Source organism: Xanthomonas sp. A1809 (genome assembly GCF_017746015.1).
Classification (GTDB): domain Bacteria; phylum Pseudomonadota; class Gammaproteobacteria; order Xanthomonadales; family Xanthomonadaceae; genus Xanthomonas; species Xanthomonas euvesicatoria.
In genome coordinates, this window is the sequence record NZ_JAGHWZ010000013.1 from 66826 (window position 1) to 86910 (window position 20085).

Consider the following 20085-nt stretch of genomic DNA (forward strand, 5'->3'; position numbering starts at 1 on the left):
CGGGCAGCTTGATCTACGATAACGCTCCTTATCTGCTCATATGGTTCGTGGCTTATGAACTCAGCTGCAAGACGCGCACTTGTTACCGGCGGCAGCGGCGATCTTGGCGGTGCGATCTGCCGCCACCTGGCTGCGCAGGGCCGGCATGTCATCGTGCACGCCAACCGCAACCTGGCGCGTGCGGACGAGGTGGTTGCCGCGATCGTGGCCGATGGCGGCAGCGCACAGGCAGTGGCCTTCGATGTGGCCGACGCGCAGGCAAGTTCGGCGGCGCTGGAGAGCTTGCTGGACGCTGGCCCGATCCAGATCGTGGTCAACAACGCGGGCATCCATGACGACGCGCCGATGGCAGGCATGAATGCCGAGCAGTGGCACCGCGTCATCGACGTGTCGCTGCACGGTTTTTTCAATGTCACCCAGCCGTTGCTGCTGCCGATGGCGCGCACGCGTTGGGGCCGCATCGTCAGCGTGTCGTCGGTGGCGGCCGTGCTGGGTAACCGCGGGCAGACCAACTACGCCGCCGCCAAGGCGGCGTTGCACGGCGCCAGCAAGTCGCTCTCGCGCGAAATGGCCAGCCGCGGTATCGCAGTGAATGTGGTCGCGCCGGGTGTGATCGATAGCGACATGGTTGGCGACAGTTTCGCGCCGGAGGTGATCAAGCAATTGGTGCCGGCCGGCCGCGTCGGCAAGCCCGATGAAGTGGCCGCGCTGGTCGCCTTTTTGTGCTCGGACGCGGCCGGTTACATCAATGGCCAGGTGATCGGCGTCAATGGTGGGATGGGCTGAGGGCGACTACCAAAACTACTGCGCAGCCGCCAGGCGGGCGCGGCCGGTGCTCGGAATCCTCATGTACAACTCGTACACTCCGGTTCCTGTGCGCCGTCCACGCCCACCTGGCGACTGCTCGCTACGTTTTGGTAGCCGCCCTAAATTGCATCGAAGTTGATGTAGCGACATTCCCCGCGCATCACGGATGCCTTGGTAATGAGGACCTCATCACCAGCACGACTAAGCGTGTGGATGTATTCCAGCTTTCCTGAGGATGTCTTGAGAAAGGTGTAAACCTCGGCCGTCTTCCCTGGATAAACAACCAGAACGGATAACGAACTGATGCCTCGGCTCAGAAGCATTATCCGTGCTCCTTCCTCACGAGCTGACACTATCTCCTGGCGAACATCTACATAAATCAGATCGTAATCGTCCCCCTGCTTTGAGAGCTTGGTCAGACCGCCTGTGATCCTTTCATCGTTCCAGCCGCTGTCTTTTGCCGTGATGATGCCTGTTTCGGCGTAGTAGCCTTTTCCTGCGGGATTTGAGCATGAGGCAATCTCCGCAGCATAAGTCGGTGTGCTAAGCGCAATCGATATAGCGAAACAGGTAAGTTTCATGGCGCACACCTAATTCTGTAGGCCTCACGCCGCGTCGGCGTACCAGGTTGCGGTAAGAATCGCTTCGCCGTTGGCACCGGCAGTCAATGCCTCCAGGCCGTAGTCCGGGAGGTCGGGGTAGCGTTGACGTGCCTGTTGCAGGATCTCGCGCGCCAGGACCGCCATCTGCGCGACATTGCCGTGGATGCGTGCGACAAACGCATCATCGTCGAGTGTGTCGTTCAAGGCGCCATTGAGTTCGTTGAACCAGCCGATCAGGTATTGGTCCAGCAGCCGTCCGCTACCGGCGGCGATGCCCTGGGCGGTATTGCGCACGCCCCATGCATGCAGCACCTGCTGCATTGCCAGGTTCATGTCGCGCGCGTGCAGGAAGTCGTTCTTCATGCGCGAGAGCAGGCTGAGATGGGCGATGCGACCGCTGCAGAACAGCGGTGCCAGCAACGACCAGTAATAGGTGTAATCCCAGATCACCTTGACCGGCATGACCTGCTCGTCGCCGAACAGCGCGTACTGATCCTGATACAGCGTCAGCGTGTTTTCGTAGAACGAGAAATACAGCTGCTGGTACAGCTCCACGTACGGGCTGAGCGACTTGCCGGCGCGGTCGCGGCCGATCAATTCGCAGATGTAGGTGTTGGAGATGGCGATGAAGTCGCTGCCCGGCGAATAGAACGGGTCCAGGAATACGCCCGCTTCGCCGGTCAGTGCCCAGCGCTGCGACGAGAACACCTGCTTGCAGCCATACGAGAAGTTGCGCAGGAACAGAAAGTCCTGCAGCCGGTAATCGGCCTGGTCGAGCGTGGCGGCCACCTGCGGCTGATGCGTGCGCAGCCAGTTCATCGCCTTCTCGTGGGTGTTCATGCTCTCCAGCGGATGCAGGTCTGCATCGCAGACGATGCCCAGCGAATGCGCACCCGACGACAGTGGGATCAGCCAGAACCAGTAGCCGGGCCCGCACATGTGATTGGTCGAACGCCAGCGGTCCGGCGGCGTGCAGCGTTGCAGCCAGCTGCTGTCCTGCGACCAGCCGTTGGGGTCGATCAGGCCTTCCACGCGCCACCACACTGCATTGGCGTTGTGCTCGTTGTCCTGCGCCAGGCCGAGCTTGCGCTTGAGCAGGCCGGCACGTCCGCTGGCATCCACCACCCAGCGCGCACCCAGCGTGCCTAGCGTGCCGTCGCGTTCGAAGCGCACGGCGTGGTCGCTGTCGTCTTCGGACAGGTCCACGCCCTTGACGCTGCAGCTGTCGATGAAGGCAATGCCCTGTGCACGCGCGCGTTCGCCCAGAAAATTTTCGAAGCGGCCGCGGTCGATCTGCCACGACGGCGTGGGCAGGATTTTGCTCACGCCCAGTTCGGTGCAGCGGTCGATGTCGTGGCGTTGGTCGGAGAAGAAGAACCGGAAACCGAACTTGCGGATCTGCTCGGTCTCCAGATGCTCGCGCAGGCCCAGTACGTCGGCAAAATAATGCGCGCCGATTTCCACCGTGGATTCGCCGACCTTGAACGCGGCCTCGCGGACCGGATGCGCGCGCCGTTCCAGCACGGTGATGGCAAGCTGCGGATCGCGCTGCTTCAGTTGCAGGGCCAGGCTCAGGCCAGCCAGGCCGCCCCCGGTGATCACGACATCGGCGCGCTGTGCATTCATGAGGAGTGATTGCTCTTGGTGACCGCGGGGACAGTAGCAAATTCGCCATCGGGATCGTCAACGATCACCGGGTTGGCGCGCACGCGGCGATATTCGCGCCACACATGGCCGTATGCCCAGACCTGTTTGACCACGTGCGAGGTGATATTCCACAGGTCGCGCACCAGCCGGAAATGGCTCTTGCGGAAGGTGCCCGGCGAGGTACCGGCGTAGCGGGTCTCGATCGGCACGGCGACCACGCGCGCGCCAGCCTGGCGTGCGGCCGAAATCAGCAGCTGCGCTTCGAACACGAAGCCCTCGCCGGGCACGTTGGGCAGGGTGAACACCGAGGCCGGATACAAGCGTTGGCCGCTTTGGCTGTCGATCAGGCCGAAGCCGCACCCCCAGGCAATGCCCCAGTCGCCGAAATCATTGCCGATGCGGCGGATGGTGGGCTGGGCGGCGCGCTTGCGCATGCGCGCACCGATGATCACGCAGCCTGGGTGGCGGTTGGCGGCGGCCAGCAGGCGCGGGAAATCGGCCGCCTTGTGCTGGCCATCGCCGTCCATGGTCATCACCGCGCGCATGCCAAGCCGCTGTGCTTCGGCAAAGCCACTGCGCAGTGCCGCGCCCTTGCCCATGCGCTGCGGGTGACGGATCAGCGTGACCGGCATGCCGGCGATGCACTCGGCGGTGCCGTCGTCGGAGCCGTCGTCGATCACGATGACGTGCGCGCAATAGGTCAGCGCGTCGGTGACCACTTCGCGGATGCGCAGCGCCTCGTTCAAGGCCGGCACCAGGATGGCGGTGTCCTCGCGGCTCAGCGGTTGCCGGCTCATTGCCGGACCTCCACGCGCAGCACCCGGCCCGGCGTGGCATACAGCGCCACGCTGCCGCCATTGCCGGCCAACAGGTCCAGCAGCGGCAGCATCGGCGCCATTGCATTGCCGGCGATGTGGCGCGCCAGCGCGCCATCGCCGGGCGAGGGCGCGCCGTCGTCCAGATGTGCGTGCAGCTGCGGCTTGCCGGCCTGGCCGGGGGCGCCCAGCACCAGCGCGCTACCCAGCAGCCCCTGGCTGGGGGCGACGCGCCCGAGCGGCCCGACCGAGCGGGCGTCGTAGCTGGCCAGCAGCACGGCCTGGGCGCCGGCAGCGCGTTGCACCAGCGCTTCCAGCAGGCCCTGCGCAAAGCTGCCCAGGCTGGCGCTCATCGCCGTGGCCGGGGTCATCGCACCGGCGCCGATGGTCCAGTAGCCGGCGGCGGCGTTGTGCACCGAGTTGTGGAACTTGGTTGGCGAAATCGCCAACGGATCGCTGGCCAGCGTGGTGCACATGTAGTCGGAGATGGCCAGGTCGCCGTAGGTCGAGGTAAAGATCGACGGCAGGCTGGCCGGGTCGCGGCCTGCGGCGTTACAGGCGGCCAGCGCGGCTTCCAGCGACACGGCCACCGTATCCGGCGCACGCCGGCGTTCGTTGGCGGCCAGCAGCTGCGGCGCCGGGCGGGCGGGGGTTTCCTGCAGGGCGCCGCCGCGCGCGAAGGCGCTGGCAGCGTCCCAGTTGGGCAGACCCTGGGTCCAGAAGCCGATCCCTTCGATGGTCGCGGTCAGCATCAGCGGGCCCGCCCGAACAGCAGCGAACAGTTGTTGCCGCCAAAGCCGAAGGAGTTGTTCATGGCGTAATCGATGCGGGCATGGGCGTTGTCGAAGCGGATTTGCGGGCCACAGGCCGGGTCGGGGATGTCGCTGTTGAGCGTGCCGGGCAGCACCTCGTCGCGCAGCGCGAGCAGTGCGATCACCGATTCGACGATGCCGGCCGCGCCCAGGGTGTGGCCGGTCCAGGCCTTGGTCGAACTGGCGTGCAAGGTGCCGGGGAAGATCGCTGCCACGGCGGCGGCTTCCACGCTGTCGTTGGCCGGCGTGGCGGTGCCGTGCAGATTCAGATAGCCCACTGCGGCCGGCTCCAGACCGGCGCGGTCGAGCGCACCGCGCATCGCCAGCTGCGCGCCCAGCCCTTGCGGATGCGGCGCCGACATATGGTGCGCGTCGCTGGATTCGCCGTAGCCGTACAGCCGCAGCGCGGCATCCGGTGCGGCGGCCGGGCGTTCGAGCAGCGCAAATCCGCCGGCCTCGCCCAGGCTCAGGCCGACCCGGCGCGCGTCGAACGGCTGGCACATTTCCGGCGCCACCACCTGCAACGAGTTGAAGCCGAACAGCACGCTGCCGCACAAGGTGTCCACGCCGCCGACCAGCGCCGCGTCGATCACACCGGCCTCCATCAGCCGCGCCGCCTGGGCGAACACCTTGGCGCTGGACGAACAGGCCGTGGCCACGGTCACGCACGGGCCACGCAGGCCGGTGGCGTGCTGCACGAAGTCGCCCAGCGAATGCGGGGTGTGCACGATCGGGCGATTCAGATCCTCGGGGAAGCGCGCGCCGTCGGCGTCGTCGACCAGCCGCGTATACGCTTCTTCGCTGGCGCCGATGCTGGAGGTGGAGGTGCCGATGATCACCGCTACCCGCTCGGCGCCGTAGCGCTGCGCGGCGGCCTGCACGGCCTGCGCCATCCCGTCCTGCTGCAGGGCCAGCCAGGCCAGGCGGTTGTTGCGGCAATCCCACGCGTGCAGAGAATCGGGCAGCACAACCTCTTCAACGCCATCGACGCGCCCGACCCAGCAGGGCAGCAGCGGTTGCGGGCCGAAATCGTTGCGACGCAGGCCGCTGCGTCGGGCGGTCAACGCGGCGGCCTGGGCGGCAAGCCCGGCACCGAGTGCGGTGGTGGAAGTGAACGCGGTGACGGCAACCGGGGCCATCTGGGACGAATGCTGCGCTTGGCTCACGATGGTCTGGCTGGCAAAAAGTGCGGTCAGTATATCGATGGCGCGCGTGGGTCCCGTGGACGGCGCAACTGAACGTCACCGTCATGTCGCTGACGCGGCTGGGATTTTTCGCACAGGCCGCGCTTTCGCCGTCGCGGCAATTGCGACACAATCGACGCGACACATCTCTCTTCCGAGCGCGACCACGCGCGCATGCACGCCTACGTCTATAAAAGCCAACGCAAGCAGGACACCTTCGTCTATCTCGCCACACGTGACGATTTCTCCGGTCTTCCTGCCGCCGTGCAGGCGCAGCTGGCGCCGTTGACGTTCGTGCTGGATGTGGCGTTGACGCCGGAGCGCCGGCTGGCGCAGGCCGATGCGGCCACGGTGCGCGAGGCGCTGGGCAAGCACGGCTTCTATCTGCAATTGCCCAAGACCATCGTGCTCGCAGGCGAGTGCGACCATGACTGAGCCTGTGCGTGGCGCACGGATGCGCGCCGCAGCGCTGGCCGGCGCGGCTGGCGTGGTGCTCTGCCTGCTCGGTGGCATTGGCGGCGTGGTTGCTGCGCTGAGCCTGTGGCTGGCGCAGCCGGCGTTCGCGCTGGCGGTGTCGTGGGCACGTGGGACGCGCGCAGTGCCGGGCCAGCCGCGCGCGGTCGCGCAGGCGCTGCCGCCGTTGCTGGCCATCTGGGGCGTGGGCCTGCTGGCACTGGCTGCGCTGATCAGCTGGCCGCTGACCGCCCTGCGCGACAGCGGCAGCCTGGCTGCCGCGCTGGCGCTGAGCGTCGCAATCAGCGCTGCCTTGCTGGGGCTGTGGCGGACCTGGCCGTTGTGGGGCGAGGTGGAACGCGACGGCGGTGCGCTGGCGCCACGCTGGCAGGCGCTGGCCGCGCAGGAATTGCATGCCTGGCGCGGCCTGCTGGCGGCTGCACTGGTGCTGGCGATGTGCACCCTGGCCGTGGTGCTGGCCTGGCCGGGCTGGTTGTCCGGCGGCCTGCGCTGGGGCTTGGCGGTGGCTGCCGGTGTGCTGCTGCCGGTGGCCCATCTGCTGCTGCAACGCACCGCCGCACCCATGCGCAGCGATGCGCAGCACACGCGCCAGGCCGCCGATTTCTTCTCCGAAGCCGCCGCCGAACCGCGCCCGCTGGAACCGGTGGCCCGGCATCAGCTGGTGCCCGAACTCTTCGAGGCCGCGCGCAGTGGCCGGGTGGACCGCGCGCTGCAATTGCTCGAGGCCGGTGCAGACCCGCAGGCGTTGCCGCTGCCGGAATGGCGCGATCAACGCAGCCTGCCGGCGCTGGCGGCCGTACTGCCGGATCTGCGCCTGCTGCGTGAGTTGATCGTGCGCCGCGTCGACGTCAATCAACCGCATCGCGGCATGACCCCCTTGCTGGCCGCCACCCGCGACAGCTGGCACGGCCGCCCGGATGCGGTGATGACCTTGCTGGCCAATGGCGCCGACCCGCGCGCCAGCGACAACGACGGCAACACCCCCTTGCATCACGCCGTGCGCAGTTCCGACCCGGGCGTGGCCGCGCTGTTGCGCGATGCCGCCGCCGAGCTCGACGCGCTCAACAACGAAGGCCATTCGCCGTTGGCGATGGCCTGCCAGGTCGGCAACTGGCGGCTGGCCAAATTCCTGCTGGAGCGCGGCGCGCAGTCCGAACCGGAGGGCGGCGCCCCGGTGCTGCTGGCGGCAGCCGGTACCGAAGAAGACGACCCGGCCGGCGTGCAGTTGCTGCTCAAGCACAAGGCGCGTGTGGATGCGCGCGATCGCCAGCGTCGCAGTGCGCTGCACGAAGCCGCGCTGGCCGGCCACGGCGACATCGTCGAGGCGCTGTTGTCGGCCGGAGCAAACCTGGAAGCGCGTGATCTGCTGGGCCGCACGCCGTGGCTGGATGCCGCGCGCCAGGCACGCAGCGCCGTGCTCGAACGCCTGGTCGCGCGCAAGGCCGATGTGCTGGCCATCGATGGCGACGGCCGCAACGCGTTGATGCTGGCCTGCGCCGCCGACAATGTGTCGCCGGCGCTGATCCGCCGCCTGCTGGACCTGCAGGTACCTGCCGACAGCGTGGATGCGCACGGTCGCCGCGCGGTGGATGTGGCCGCCGAGGCCGGACGTTGGGCGATCGTGCAGCTGCTCGATCCCGCTTACCCGTTGCCGGCCGCGGTCAGCGACGCGCAGGGCGAGGCGCCTGGCGTTGCCGTGCTGCCCGATCGCCCGCCGCTGGTGCTGCTGCGCGAGGGCCTGCAGCTCGGGCAGCGCGACGGTCTGGTCGCGCTGGCGCGGCTATGCGCCCCGGAAGAACTAGGCGGCCTGCTGCACGATGCGCATCTGGCCTTGAACGCCGAGGCGGTCGACTGGCTGCTGCGCCATGGCGCCGATGCCGAAGTGCGCGACGCCTGCGGCGATGTCCCGATGTTTGCGCTGCTCTCGCGCGGCGTGGAGGCGGTACCGGCGCTGCAGGCGTTGCTGCGGCATGGCGTCTCGCCGGCAGGCGCCGGTGGCCTGACCCGGCTGCTGAGTGCCTGCGTGCAGCACGATGCGGCATCGCGCGGGCTGGAACAGTTCGCGCTGGAACTGCTCGAACGTGGCGCCGACCCCTTCGCTCCGTCGGCTGCCGGCGATCCGCCGTTGTCGCTGGCGGTGCGGCTGGGCTGGCTGCGCCTGCAGCAGTGGTTGCTGGAACATGGCGTGGACCGCGAAGCGCGCGACAGCCACGGCATGACCGCGCTGCATCTGGCCACCGCGCTGGGCCGCGATGCCTCGCTGAAACTGCTGGTCAAGCAGGGCGCCTCGCCGGAAGCGCGCGCTGCCGACGGGCAGACCCCGCTGGGCGTGGCGCTGTCGATCGGCCGCCGCGATCTGGCCGACTGGCTGGACTGGCGCATCTGGTCGCTGCCGCGCCGCACGCTGCGCGAAGCGGATGTGCCGGCCGCCGCGATGACCGGCGATACCGATGCGGTGCGTCGCCTGATCGATCTCGGCCTCGCCGTCGACGCCGTCGACGCGCAAGGCTGCACCGCGCTGCTGCGTGCCGCCGGTGGTGGCCATCTTGGCGTGGTGACGCATCTGCTCGGCCGCGGCGCCGATCCGCAGCGCGCGGCCAACAGCGGCGCCACGCCGTTGTCGGCGGCCGTGAGCATGCGCCAGACCGAGATCGTGGCCGCCTTGCTGCAGGCCGGTGCGCAGATCGAACACCGCCTGCCGGGCGGGGTGACCGTGCTGATGCTGGCCTGCGCATTGGGCCTGCCGGACATCGTGGCGCGCCTGCTCACCGCCGCGGCCGACGTGCACGCCACCGACAATCAGGGGCTGGCGCCGCTGCATTGCGCGGCGTTGTACGGCTTCACCGCGCGCGACAAGAACCGCCTGTTGGCCCTGCTGGACACCTTGCTGCTGGCCGGTGCCGACCCGGACTACCTGGCCGGTGGCCGGGTCAGCCCGTTGCTGCTGTTGCTGGGCGCGCGTGCCGAACCGGGTACCTCCTGCGACGAGCAGGTGGTGCTGGCCGGCGTCGAACGCCTGCTCGACGAAGATGTCTCGCTGGATGTGGCCGACCAGCGCGGCTTCGGCCCGCTGCATCTGGCTGCACTGCACGGCCTGCCGCTGCTGGTGCAGCGCCTGCTGCGGGCCGGTGCCGATGCCGACCGCCGCGATGCGCTCAACCGTACCCCGCGCGAAATCGCCATCATGCGCGGCTTCATCGACGTGGCCGGCCAGTTCGAACCGGCGCTGCCGGGCGTCTCTTCGATGGCGCGCTTCCTGCGCGAAGGCCGCTGAACCAGCGCGTCGGGTAACCGCTGCGGGTGCCGTTCGTGTGCAGCCGCACCCGCCTGCGCAGCCTCACCGCCGAGCGCGTCTTCGCCGCTGGCCCGGCGTGCAGGCGCAATCGGCCGGCTGGCGGCCGATGCGCAAGTGCAGGTCACCCCAGGGCTATTACAGGAGGCAGAGGTGGTGCTGGTCATGGAGCGTCGCCGCGCACCTACGCCACCGCCGGGTGATCTGCCTGCAGCGTCCCGACGAGGATGCGTCTATGCACCCGGCACTGGTACGCCGCCTGGAACACACGGTGCCACCGCTGCTGGGTTTACCGGCGCAGTCGTAACCTGATCCCGACACGGCCCATGCAAGACTGCGCGTTCTTTCGCCGGAAGGAAGCGCCCAACCAATGAGCGTGCGTATCGAGGACCACGCAATGCTGGGCAACTGCCACAGCGCGGCCCTGGTCGACCATCGCGGCACCATCGACTGGCTGTGCCTGCCACGCTTCGATTCCGATGCGGTGTTCGCTGCGTTGCTGGGTGAGGAACAACACGGGCAATGGGCGTTGTCGCCGGCTGCCGACTTCCGCAGCGAGCGCGCCTACCAGGACGATAGCCTGGTGCTGTGCACGCGCATGATCACCGACAACGGCACGGTGGAACTGATCGACTTCATGGTCGCCAGCGAAAACGGCGAAGTCCATCAGCATCTGGTGCGTATCGTGCGCTGCGTGCAGGGTAGCGTGCCGATGCACATGCGCCTGACCTTCCGCTTCAACTACGGCCGCACGGTGCCATGGGTGACGCGCATCGTCGATGGCATCCGCGCCATCGCCGGCCCCGATCAGCTTGCATTGCGTTCGCCGCAAACACTGCGCGGCCAGGACATGGGCACCGAAACCGACTTCACCCTGCGTGAGGGCGAAAGCACCTGGTTTCTGCTCAGCCACGGCGCCTCGCATCAAGCCACGCCGCCCTTGATCGACGCCGAACAGGCACTGCAACGCACCACCGCGTTCTGGCACGGCTGGGCGCGCCGCTGTACCGATGTCGGGCCGTGGACCGAGCAGGTGCGCCGCTCGCTGGTGGTGTTGAAGGGGCTGAGTTATCTGCCCACCGGCGGCATTGTCGCCGCGCCCACTGCCTCGTTGCCCGAGCACCTGGGCGGTACCCGCAACTGGGACTACCGCTATTGCTGGCTGCGCGATTCGGTGTTCACGCTGATCGCGTTGTTGCAGGCCGGGTACCGCGACGAAGCGGCAGCCTTCCGCGATTGGGTCCAACGCACCATTGCCGGTTCGCCGGATCAATTGCAGGCGCTGTACGGCATTGCCGGTGAGCGCCGCTTGCAGGAATGGGAAGCGCACTGGCTGCCCGGCTATGAACATTCCGGCCCGGTGCGCATCGGCAACGGCGCGGTGGATCAGTTCCAGCTCGATGTGTATGGCGAGTTGATCGGCGCGTTCCATTACGCCCGCGAAAAGGGCGTGGGCCTGCCGTCCGACGACGACGGATCGTCTGCGTCGCTGCTGGAAAAGATTCTGGAAACGCTGGAAACCCTGTGGCGCGAACCCGATGAGGGCATCTGGGAAATCCGCGACGAGCGCCGCCACTTCGTGCATTCCAAGGTGATGGCCTGGCTGGCCTTCGACTGCGGCGCGCGCGATGGCATCACCAATGCAGACGCAGAAAAACGCGCGCACTGGAGCCGCATTGCCGAAGAGATTCGAGCCGAAGTCCTGGAAAAAGGCGTGCATCCGGACGGTCACTTCGTGCAGAGCTATGGCTCGGACCGGCTGGACGCTTCGCTGCTGCTGATCCCCATCGTGGGTTTTCTGCCGCCGGACGATCCGCGCATCGCCGCCACCGCCGATGCGATCGCGCGCGATCTGACCATCGACGGGTTGGTCGAGCGCTATCGCGCCGACGACAGCGCCGACGGTTTGCCGGCTGGCGAGGGCACCTTCCTGGCCTGTAGTTTCTGGCTGGTGGAAAACTATGCATTGCTCGGCCGCACCGACCAGGCGCGTGCGCTGCTCGAACGTCTGCTCGGGCTCTGCAACGACGTCGGTCTGCTCGCCGAAGAATACGATCCGCGCAGCAAACGCATGCTCGGCAACTTCCCGCAAGGGTATTCCCACGTGGCCCTGGTCAATGCGGCATTGCGCCTGCATGGACGCATGGGCGAAAAGGAAACGCATCCATGAGTGAGCAAGCAACCACACCGCCGTGCATCATCGTGGTGTTCGGCGCACGCGGCGATCTGACCAAGCGCCTGGTCATGCCGGCGCTGTACAACCTGCGCCGTTCCGGTGCGCTGGGCGATGAGTTCGCCATTGTCGGCATGGACCATGGCGACATCAGCGAACGCGCGTGGCGGACCAACATGGGGCAGTCGATGACGCAGCTGCTCAGCAGTCGCGATGCCGAATTCCAGACCGACGAATTCGACACCGCCACCTGGGACTGGTTGCGCGAGCGCATGCATTACCTGCGCGGCGACTTCACCGATCAAGGCGCCTACCGATCGCTGGGCGGGGTGCTGGACAAGTTGCACAAGCGCTATGGCACGCAGGGCAACGTGCTGTTCTATCTGGCCACCGCCGCGCGCTTCTTCGAGCCGGTATTGCTTAACCTGGGCGAGGCTGGCCTGGTCAGGCAACGCGAAGGCGAAGGCTGGCGCCGGGTGATCGTGGAAAAACCCTTCGGCCACGATCTGCCCAGCGCCAAGCATCTCAATGCCACGGTTGCCAAGGTGCTGCACGAAGATCAGGTGTTCCGCATCGATCATTTCCTGGGCAAGGAAACCGTGCAGAACATTCTCGCGTTCCGCTTCGCCAATGGCTTGTTCGAGCCGGTGTGGAATCGCGATCGCATCGACCATGTGCAGATCACCGCGGCCGAAACCATCGGCGTGGAAGGGCGCGGACGGTTCTACGACCCCACCGGCTGCCTGCGCGACATGGTGCCGAACCATCTGTTCCAGCTGCTGGCGATGATTGCGATGGAACCGCCAGCGGCGTTCACGACCGAGGCGATGCATCGCCGTCGCGCTGAAGTGATCGAGGCGGTGCGCCCGATCAAGCCCGAAGATGTGGTGCGCGGGCAATATGCCTCCGGCGCGGTCAATCGCAATGCGGTGCCGGGCTATCGCGAAGAAGACACCGTGCCCGACGATTCGGACACCGAAACCTACGTGGCGATGAAGCTGCAGGTGGACACCTGGCGCTGGGCCGGCGTGCCGTTCTACCTGCGCACCGGCAAACGCCTGCGCGAACGCACCACCGAGATTGCGATCCGCTTCAAGCCCGCGCCGCTGGCGCCGTTCCGCAGCACCGAGGTGGGCGGCTACGGTCCCGACTGGCTGGTGCTGCATATCCAGCCGGACGAGGGCATCTCGCTGCAGTTCGACGTCAAGCGCCCGGGCGCGCAGGTGGCGCTGGCACCGGTGCGCATGGACTTCCGCTACCGCGACTGGTTCCCCAAGGAATACACGGTGGGCTACGAGCGCCTGCTGCAGGACTGCATGAACGGCGAAGCCGGCCTGTTCCAGGACGCGGCCATGGTGGAAGGCGCCTGGCGCATCGTGCAGCCGATCCTGGACGCCTGGAAACAACCGGCCAGCGACTTCCCCAACTATGCCGCCGGCAGCGCCGGCCCCTCGGCCGCCGACGCACTGCTGGCCATGAACGGCGGCCACGCCTGGCGCGCCCTCACCCCCGGCCGCAAACCTCCACCGCGCCGCCTGCCGGAGGTGCGTGCGGGTGCCGCAACGCCGGTGAAAAAAGCCCCCAGGAAAGCTGCGAAAAAGACGAGCAAGTCGCCAACCGGGCGTGCATCGGTAGCGACTGCGGCACCGAGTGAAGGCACCGCCGGCGCGAGCCGCAAGGTCGCCAGGAAGGCGGTCACCAAATACTCGAGTAAGAAGGTCGCAAAAACTCCAGCGAAGTCGCTGGGTAAATCAGCGGTAGGCAAGACGGCAAAAGCGCGCAAGCCGCGCAGCTGATCCGCACGCGTCAGCCATGGGTAGCATGGCTGACGCGTTTCCCTAGCTTACGATGGAGCGCGCCGCTTGCCGCTTCACGATTTGTCCTCTATCTATGCTGACACCATGTCCGGCAACACCTAATTGGTCCTGACTCTCAGCCATGACGTTGCTCGCCATGCGCAGAACCGGCTCCGGACAGGGCATGCAACGCATCATCGCCGTGGCGAGCAGCGGGAGTGAGTATCTCGCTCAGCAGAACCGGTGGTTGAAACGGTAGGCGTTTTCGGCCAGACGAGGTCTGGCATATTTGCCGTGAGCCACGTGACAGGCGCCCCCGGTGGCGCGCTTGAGATTGCCAAGCACCAGTAGCCCACCGAGCGCCTGGCCCGCCTGAGGTCGCTAGGAGTTAACAAGAATCGGTTGTCGGCCTGGCGGCCATTACGTACTATCGCCGCTTGTGCTGACAAGGATTGTCGTATGCGACACGTGTGTATCCCGTTTTTCGCGCAGCCTCTCTCAGGGAAGATGAAGCGCATTGCCCATGTGGCCAACACGCGCCGGAAAGAGATGGATCGCACCAGATCAGCCCGATGGGCGGCTGGGCCAATGTTGCCGCCTGCAGCATTTGACTCGATTGGACCGATTGACTTTTTGCAAGGACTTGCAATGACCACGCCGTACCGTAACCAGAAAAAGACTGGCTCCGCGCGCTTTGCGCCTCTGATGGCGATGCTCTGCCTTCTCTTTCTTTCCCAGCTCGTTTCTGCTCAAGGAAAGAAACAGCAATTCCTGGTGCGTGATGCGGATGGAGCATCCCATGGCACCTATGACACGCAGGCGCAGGCGGAAGCGGCGATCAAGGCGATTCCTGGGTCGCAGTACATGCAGGATGCTTATCGATACGTCGACACTATCAGGGACCAGACAGTCAGCGAAGACGGAAAGATGCTGATCACCTATTGGATGGGGCGCGAGGAAGCCAACGATGAGGACTGGTTATACAGCGTCGACAACATAAAAAACATACCAACAGAACAGGAGGCTTTTGCTTTACTTGTTCAGAGAGCTACGGAAAGGGCTCCTCAATGCGGAACGCCATTGGTCGTCCCTACAAATAAGTGGGGGGACATCAGCTATGGCCCATATCCGGAATATGACATTGGATTGGAGACGCAAGCAAGGCACTATGTCGTTAACGGATATTATGACGATTGCAGCGGCACATATGCGTATGGTGCTGGGATACTGCGTACTAGGCGAAGCGTTTGCCCTAAGCAATACACCAATTGGCACATCAGCGACCAGGGCTGCACGAATAAGCAAATCCTTGCGACGATTGAAGTCACCGCCCCGCAGTGTGAGAGTCAGCCAAGTGGTAGCCAAAATAGCGGCGGCAACCCCGGCATGGTCGGCAATCCCTGCGACGTCAAGACCGGCGAGAAATTCCAGGCCGAGCGCGATTTCGATCTGGGCTGGCTTGCCCTGACGCGTTACTACCATTCGGGCATCGCGCTGAACACTGGAGGGTTCGGTCCCGGCTGGACGTTCTCGCACAGCCTGCATCTGACGATACAGGGCGATGTGTTGGGGCTGGTAGAGGGCAGCGGTTACGCCGTGCCGTTCCGCAAGGTGGGCTCGGACTATCGCGCGGCCAATGCCTCTGGCGAGCGCATCATCGCCAATGGCGGCCAGTGGGCACTGTATCGCCAGGACGCCATCTACAGTTTCGACGCCAAGGGCAAGCTGATCTCGCGCATGGCAGAGGATGGCAGTGGTCTGGCGTATGCCTACAACGCACGTGGACGGCTGCAGAGCATCACCTCGCTGCAGGGTCGCTCCATCCAACTGGTGTACGCCAACGACAGCGACGACGCGCTGATCACCGGCATCGTCTCCGGTGGCGTACAGCTCGCCAGCTACGGCTACGATCAACAGCGCCTGGTCACCGTGACCTATGCCGATGGCAAGGGCCGGACCTATCACTACGAGGACACACGCTTTCCCCGGCACCTGACCGGCGTCACCACGGAAGACGGCCAGCGCTTCAGTACCTTCACCTATGACGATGCCGGCCGCGCAATCTCCAGCCAGCATGCCGGCGGCGTCGATGGCGTCACGCTTGTATATTTGTCCACCGGCACCGCCGTCACCGATGCCCTGGGCAACACGGTTGATTACACGATGACCACCGCGGGCGGCGAATCTCCGAAGATCGCATCCGTGGCAAGAAGCGACGGTGCGATGCGCTATGCCTACTACGATCAGGCGACCGATTATCGCAGGAGGCTCAGCGCGGTGACCGACAGGCGTGGGGTGCAGACCAGGCATGGCTATTCGGAGCTGACCGAGAATGGCGTGGATATCAATGTCCACACCGTCCAGGAGGCGTTTGGACTTCCGCAAGCACGTACGACCACGACCCGGACGACCGCCGGCTCCAACCGGATGCTCTCGATTCAAAGCGCCGGACGCACCATTTCCTACATCCGCAATGAGCGACTTCAGCCCATTCAAGTGTCGACGATCGGTGCAACGTCCAGTGAGAGGCGCGACGTGGCGTACAGCTACTGCGAGGCATCGGATGTCGCCGCAGCAGATAGCACCTGCCCGGTCCTGGGCTATCTGAAGTCCATCGATGGCCCACGCACGGATATCGATGACCGCACCACCTACAACTATTATCCCATCGATGCCGCTGGGTGCCAGACCGGCACTGGACCGTGCCCGTATCGCAAGGGCGACCTCAGGCAGACCATCAACGCCCGCGGCCAGATTCGCGAGAATCTGAGCTATGACGCAGCGGGGCGCGTCCTTTCTGCCGTCGACGAGAACGGGGTGCTGACCGATTACAGCTACCACCCGCGTGGCTGGTTGGCATCGACCACGGTGCATGGCGCTGGTTCCGCGCAGAACCGCGTCACCACGTTCGAGTACTGGCCCACCGGCTTGGTCAAGCGCATCATCCAGCCCGACGGGACCTATACGGCCTTTGTCTACGACCAGGCCCAACGCCTCACCGATGTCACCGATACGCTGGGCAACAGCGTCCATTACGTGCTCGATAACGCTGGCAATCGTCTGGAGGAGCAGACCAAGGACGCGCAAGGTGCGCTCACGCGCAGCCTGAGTCGCATCTACAATCAATTGGGCCAACTGAAAACGCAGGCAGACGCGACCGCAAACCCCACCGACTACGCCTACGATGCAAACGGCAACCTGCGCTTGATCACCGACGCCTTCGGCCGTAGCACCCAGCAAGAGCACGACCCCCTCGGCCGGCTTGCACGCACGTTGCAGGATGTCGATGGCATCAAGGCCGAAACCAATGTGGGTTACGACAACCTGGATCGCCCGCTGCAGGTCAAGGACCCCAAACGCCTGGACACCCGTTACACATACAACGGGCTCGGCGACATCCTGAAACTGACCAGCCCGGATACCGGCGTCACCAGCTACACCTACGACAGCGCAGGCAACCGCGCCACGCAGACCGATGCGCGCGGCGTCACCTCCACCTACGGCTACGATGCGCTCAACCGCGTCTTGAGCATCAGTTACCCAACCGCCGCCTTCAATGTCAGCTATATCTATGACGTCACGCAAAGCGTGTGCGCCAGTGGTGAGACATTCACGGTGGGGCGTCTGGCCAAGCTGCAAGACAGCAGTGGTACGACGCAGTACTGCTACAACCGCTTCGGCGAGGTGGTGCGCAAGGTGCAGACGGTCAACGGCAAGGCACTGGTGTTGCGCTACGACTACACACCCGGCGGCCGCCTGCGGTCGATGGTCTACCCGGACGGGACTGCGGTCGATTACATCCGCAACGCGCAAGGGCAGACGACGGAGGTTGGGGTGACCGCACCGGGCGGTAGCCGCCAGCGTCTGCTGAGCAATGCGACCTACTATCCGTTCGGCCCATCCTCCGGGTGGACCTACGGCAACGGCCGCAAGCTCTCGCGCATGTACGACCAGGACTACCGGCCGCAAAGTATCCAGGACGCCCGCGCGGGCGGCTTGGAAATCGGTTTCGGTTTCGATGCCGTTGGCGACCTCACCGTCCTGACACCGGCCGGCAATCCAACACCAGAACTTCGCCTGGACTACGACGCGCTCGGCCGGCTCACTGCGCTCAAGGATGGCACTACCGAGGCGGTGATCGACGGCTATAGCTACGATGGCACCGGCAACCGCCTGAGTGCCAAGGTCGGCGGCGCCACGCAGGACTACACCTATCCGACGACCAACCACCGCCTAAGCGCAGTCGCAGGCGTGGCGCGCACCTACGACAAGATGGGCAACACCCTCACCATCGGCGGCAAGGCGCGCGAGTACCTGTACGACACTGCGGGCCGCATGACCCAGGTCAAGCGGGCAGGCGTTGCAGTCATGAACTACCGCTACAACGCTCGCGGCGAGCAGGTACGCCGTTATCTGGGCACTGCCAACACCTATACGCTCTACGACGAGGCAGGCCACTGGCTCGGCGACTACGACACCAACGGTGCGCCTAAGCAACAAGCGATCTGGCTGGACGACCTGCCGGTGGGCCTGCTAGCCAACGGTGGTCAATTGCACTACATCGAACCTGACCACCTCGGCAGCCCGCGCGTCGTCGTCGATGCCGCGCGCGACGTCGCCGTGTGGAGCTGGAGCCTGAAGGGCGAAGCCTTCGGCACCACCGCGCCCAACCAGGATCCGGATGGAGACGGTACCGCGATGGTGTTCGACATGCGCTTCCCGGGACAACGGTTTGATGCGGCGAGCGGGTTCAATCAGAACTACTTCCGGGATTACGATGCGGCGGCAGGCCGGTATGGGCAGAGTGATCCGATTGGATTAAGAGGAGGGCTGAATAGCTACTCATATGCTAACAGTCGCCCGTTTTTCTCCTCTGATCCATTTGGCCTTCGTGCGCCATTTCCTCAAGAATCTGCTTTTATTGGTGCTCTGTTCGGTAGCAACTTCGATACGGCATCATTAGATATCCAGCAAGCATCGGGAAGTCGCGGCTCATCTCTCCGTGGCAGCAATGTTAAGCTGCCGAGAAGCCTTTTTATTGATGGCGATATAGGCAAAGGCATCGACCTCAATAAAGTTGAAGCGCGCTCAACTCTTGCTCATGAGGTCTTTCATGTGTGGCAGCGTCGTAGAGGTGCAAAGGTCACCTCACGCCTCATACTTCCTCAGGTTGGATATACGCTTGGCTTTGGGAGCCCCTATGACTACGCAAGTCCCTCTAGTGCTGAACAAGCATCTCAATACTTCAATGCGCTTTTTGGAGATGGCAAGTACGAAGCACAGGCTCAGTTATGGGAGGATTCGTATCTTGCTAGCGACTCAAGTAGCTTGGCCAGAGAAATTTGGATTGCTTTGCAAAACGAGGTTCAAAATGGGTGCGTCGGACAATGATTGCTAATAATTTAAAGCTGGCAATTATTCTTATGATCTCCTTGTCTGCTTGTGCTGCTCCCGGCCAAGGTATGAAAGCCAAGAGGACAAAGGAGGTTGGTAACGCTATAGTCCGTTCAATCGAAGCTTATCGCCTTGAGAGGGCTGCCTATCCAAAGTCAATTGATGAGCTCGGAAATTATAAGGAACTCATGGCAGATGTTGATTCCGCAAATATAAAGCTATTCTTTGTCTCAAATTCGCCTGGCCATTACGAGTTGATAATCAAGTATTTTGGCCCGGGCAGTAACATGTGCGTGCATCGATCTTCAGACGCTGAAAATTTATGGAATTGTACTGGAAGCTACTGATTGGATGTCACCACGTGAGTCACCCAGGATTACAAGACATTTACGTGCGTCTAAGTGACGATCCGTTGGAGGTGTTTTGAGGATTACGATACCGTTGGCGAGAACGGTGCGCTATCCCAACGTCCTCCGGTGAAAGAGCGGAGTCAGGTTGAATTATAAGGCCAATCTGACTTCGGTTCCCGACACCAATACTGCACCCAAGCAGCAAGCGATCTGGCTGGACGACCTGCCGGTGGGCCTGCTAGCCAACGGCGCTCAACTGCACTACATCGAACCCGACCACCTCGGCAGCCCGCGTGTGGTCGTCGATGCCGCCCGCGATGTCGCCGTGTGGAACTGGAGTCCGAAGGGCGAAGCCTTCGGTAACACCGCGCCGAACCAGGATCCGGATGGGGATGGCATTGCGATGGTGTTCGACATGCGGTTCCCTGGGCAGCGCTTTGATGCAGCGAGCGAATTCAATCAGAACTACTTTCGTGACTATGATGCTGCTACTGGTCGGTATGGGCAGAGTGATCCCCTGGGCCTAACTGCGGGCTTGGCAACCTATGGATATGCTGCATCCAATCCGTTGAACGCGATGGATTTATATGGCTTACTGGAACTCAACGATCCTGCAACCTGGCCTAACGTTCCTCAGCCTATCGTCGACTTTTCTGCCGGAATGGGAGATACCGTAAGCTTCGGTGCGACAAATGTAATCAGGGACTGGGCTGGGACCGTAAGCTCCCCCGTCAAGCAG

At 64.5% G+C, this 20085-nt stretch carries 11 protein-coding genes, 1 other RNA gene and 5 pseudogenes; 11 read left to right on the forward strand and 6 right to left on the reverse strand.

Annotated features, from left to right (window positions below; translation table 11 throughout):
- The first annotated feature begins 54 nt into the window (after positions 1-54).
- Complete coding sequence (gene fabG / locus J7396_RS16975; protein ID WP_209261779.1) at positions 55-786, forward strand: 3-oxoacyl-ACP reductase FabG; 732 nt, start codon at positions 55-57, stop codon at positions 784-786.
- 61 nt (positions 787-847) lie between these two features.
- A non-coding RNA gene (locus tag J7396_RS16980) (sX9 sRNA) lies at positions 848-923 on the forward strand.
- Between the two features lie 3 nt (positions 924-926).
- On the opposite strand, the gene J7396_RS16985 is transcribed toward J7396_RS16980, so the two are convergent.
- Genes J7396_RS16985 through J7396_RS17005 form a run of 5 tightly spaced genes read right to left on the reverse strand, consistent with a single transcriptional unit; the run spans position 927 to position 5822 of the window.
- Positions 927-1388, reverse strand: a complete 462-nt coding sequence (locus J7396_RS16985; protein ID WP_031424760.1) for a hypothetical protein — start codon at positions 1386-1388, stop codon at positions 927-929.
- 24 nt (positions 1389-1412) lie between these two features.
- Complete coding sequence (locus J7396_RS16990) at positions 1413-3035, reverse strand: NAD(P)/FAD-dependent oxidoreductase (protein ID WP_209261780.1); 1623 nt, start codon at positions 3033-3035, stop codon at positions 1413-1415.
- Positions 3032-3853 (reverse strand): glycosyltransferase family 2 protein, encoded by an 822-nt coding sequence (locus tag J7396_RS16995; RefSeq protein WP_031424756.1) that lies wholly within the window; start codon positions 3851-3853, stop codon positions 3032-3034. Before J7396_RS16995 ends, J7396_RS16990 begins: the two co-directional genes overlap by 4 nt.
- Positions 3850-4623, reverse strand: coding sequence for a beta-ketoacyl synthase chain length factor (locus tag J7396_RS17000; RefSeq protein ID WP_014091382.1), 774 nt, complete (start codon positions 4621-4623; stop codon positions 3850-3852). Before J7396_RS17000 ends, J7396_RS16995 begins: the two co-directional genes overlap by 4 nt.
- The gene (locus J7396_RS17005; protein ID WP_057681279.1) at positions 4623-5822 is read right to left on the reverse strand and encodes a beta-ketoacyl-[acyl-carrier-protein] synthase family protein; all 1200 of its coding nucleotides are present in this window, start codon (positions 5820-5822) and stop codon (positions 4623-4625) included. The genes J7396_RS17000 and J7396_RS17005 overlap by 1 nt, the downstream gene beginning before the upstream one ends.
- 219 nt (positions 5823-6041) lie before the next feature.
- On the opposite strand from J7396_RS17005, the gene J7396_RS17010 reads away from it, so the two are divergent.
- From J7396_RS17010 to zwf, 5 genes and pseudogenes are all read left to right on the forward strand, one after another.
- A complete protein-coding gene (locus J7396_RS17010) occupies positions 6042-6302 on the forward strand; it encodes a YcgL domain-containing protein (protein ID WP_005914803.1) in 261 nt (86 codons plus the stop codon).
- Positions 6295-9615: an ankyrin repeat domain-containing protein gene (locus J7396_RS17015; RefSeq protein WP_209261781.1), complete on the forward strand. Its 3321-nt coding sequence runs from the start codon at positions 6295-6297 to the stop codon at positions 9613-9615. The genes J7396_RS17010 and J7396_RS17015 overlap by 8 nt, the downstream gene beginning before the upstream one ends.
- A 26-nt stretch (positions 9616-9641) precedes the next feature.
- Positions 9642-9940 (forward strand): annotated as a pseudogene (locus J7396_RS22615) (phosphotyrosine protein phosphatase).
- A gap of 63 nt (positions 9941-10003) precedes the next feature.
- Positions 10004-11803: a glycoside hydrolase family 15 protein gene (locus tag J7396_RS17020; RefSeq protein ID WP_209261782.1), complete on the forward strand. Its 1800-nt coding sequence runs from the start codon at positions 10004-10006 to the stop codon at positions 11801-11803.
- Complete coding sequence (gene zwf / locus J7396_RS17025; protein WP_209261783.1) at positions 11800-13602, forward strand: glucose-6-phosphate dehydrogenase; 1803 nt, start codon at positions 11800-11802, stop codon at positions 13600-13602. The genes J7396_RS17020 and zwf overlap by 4 nt, the downstream gene beginning before the upstream one ends.
- Positions 13603-13749: 147 nt before the next feature.
- On the opposite strand, the pseudogene J7396_RS17030 reads toward zwf, so the two are convergent.
- A pseudogene (locus tag J7396_RS17030) lies at positions 13750-13966 on the reverse strand (IS1595 family transposase); the annotation flags it as partial.
- Positions 13967-14988: 1022 nt separating this feature from the next.
- On the opposite strand from J7396_RS17030, the pseudogene J7396_RS22620 reads away from it, so the two are divergent.
- The 4 genes and pseudogenes from J7396_RS22620 to J7396_RS17045 all read left to right on the forward strand — a co-directional run.
- Positions 14989-15411, forward strand: a pseudogene (locus J7396_RS22620) (RHS repeat domain-containing protein); the annotation flags it as partial.
- Positions 15412-16029: 618 nt separating this feature from the next.
- Positions 16030-18552: pseudogene (locus J7396_RS22625) on the forward strand (RHS repeat-associated core domain-containing protein); the annotation flags it as partial.
- Positions 18553-18989: 437 nt separating this feature from the next.
- Complete coding sequence (locus tag J7396_RS17040; protein ID WP_209261784.1) at positions 18990-19343, forward strand: hypothetical protein; 354 nt, start codon at positions 18990-18992, stop codon at positions 19341-19343.
- A 181-nt stretch (positions 19344-19524) separates the two neighbouring features.
- Positions 19525-20085, forward strand: a pseudogene (locus J7396_RS17045) (RHS repeat-associated core domain-containing protein); the annotation flags it as partial.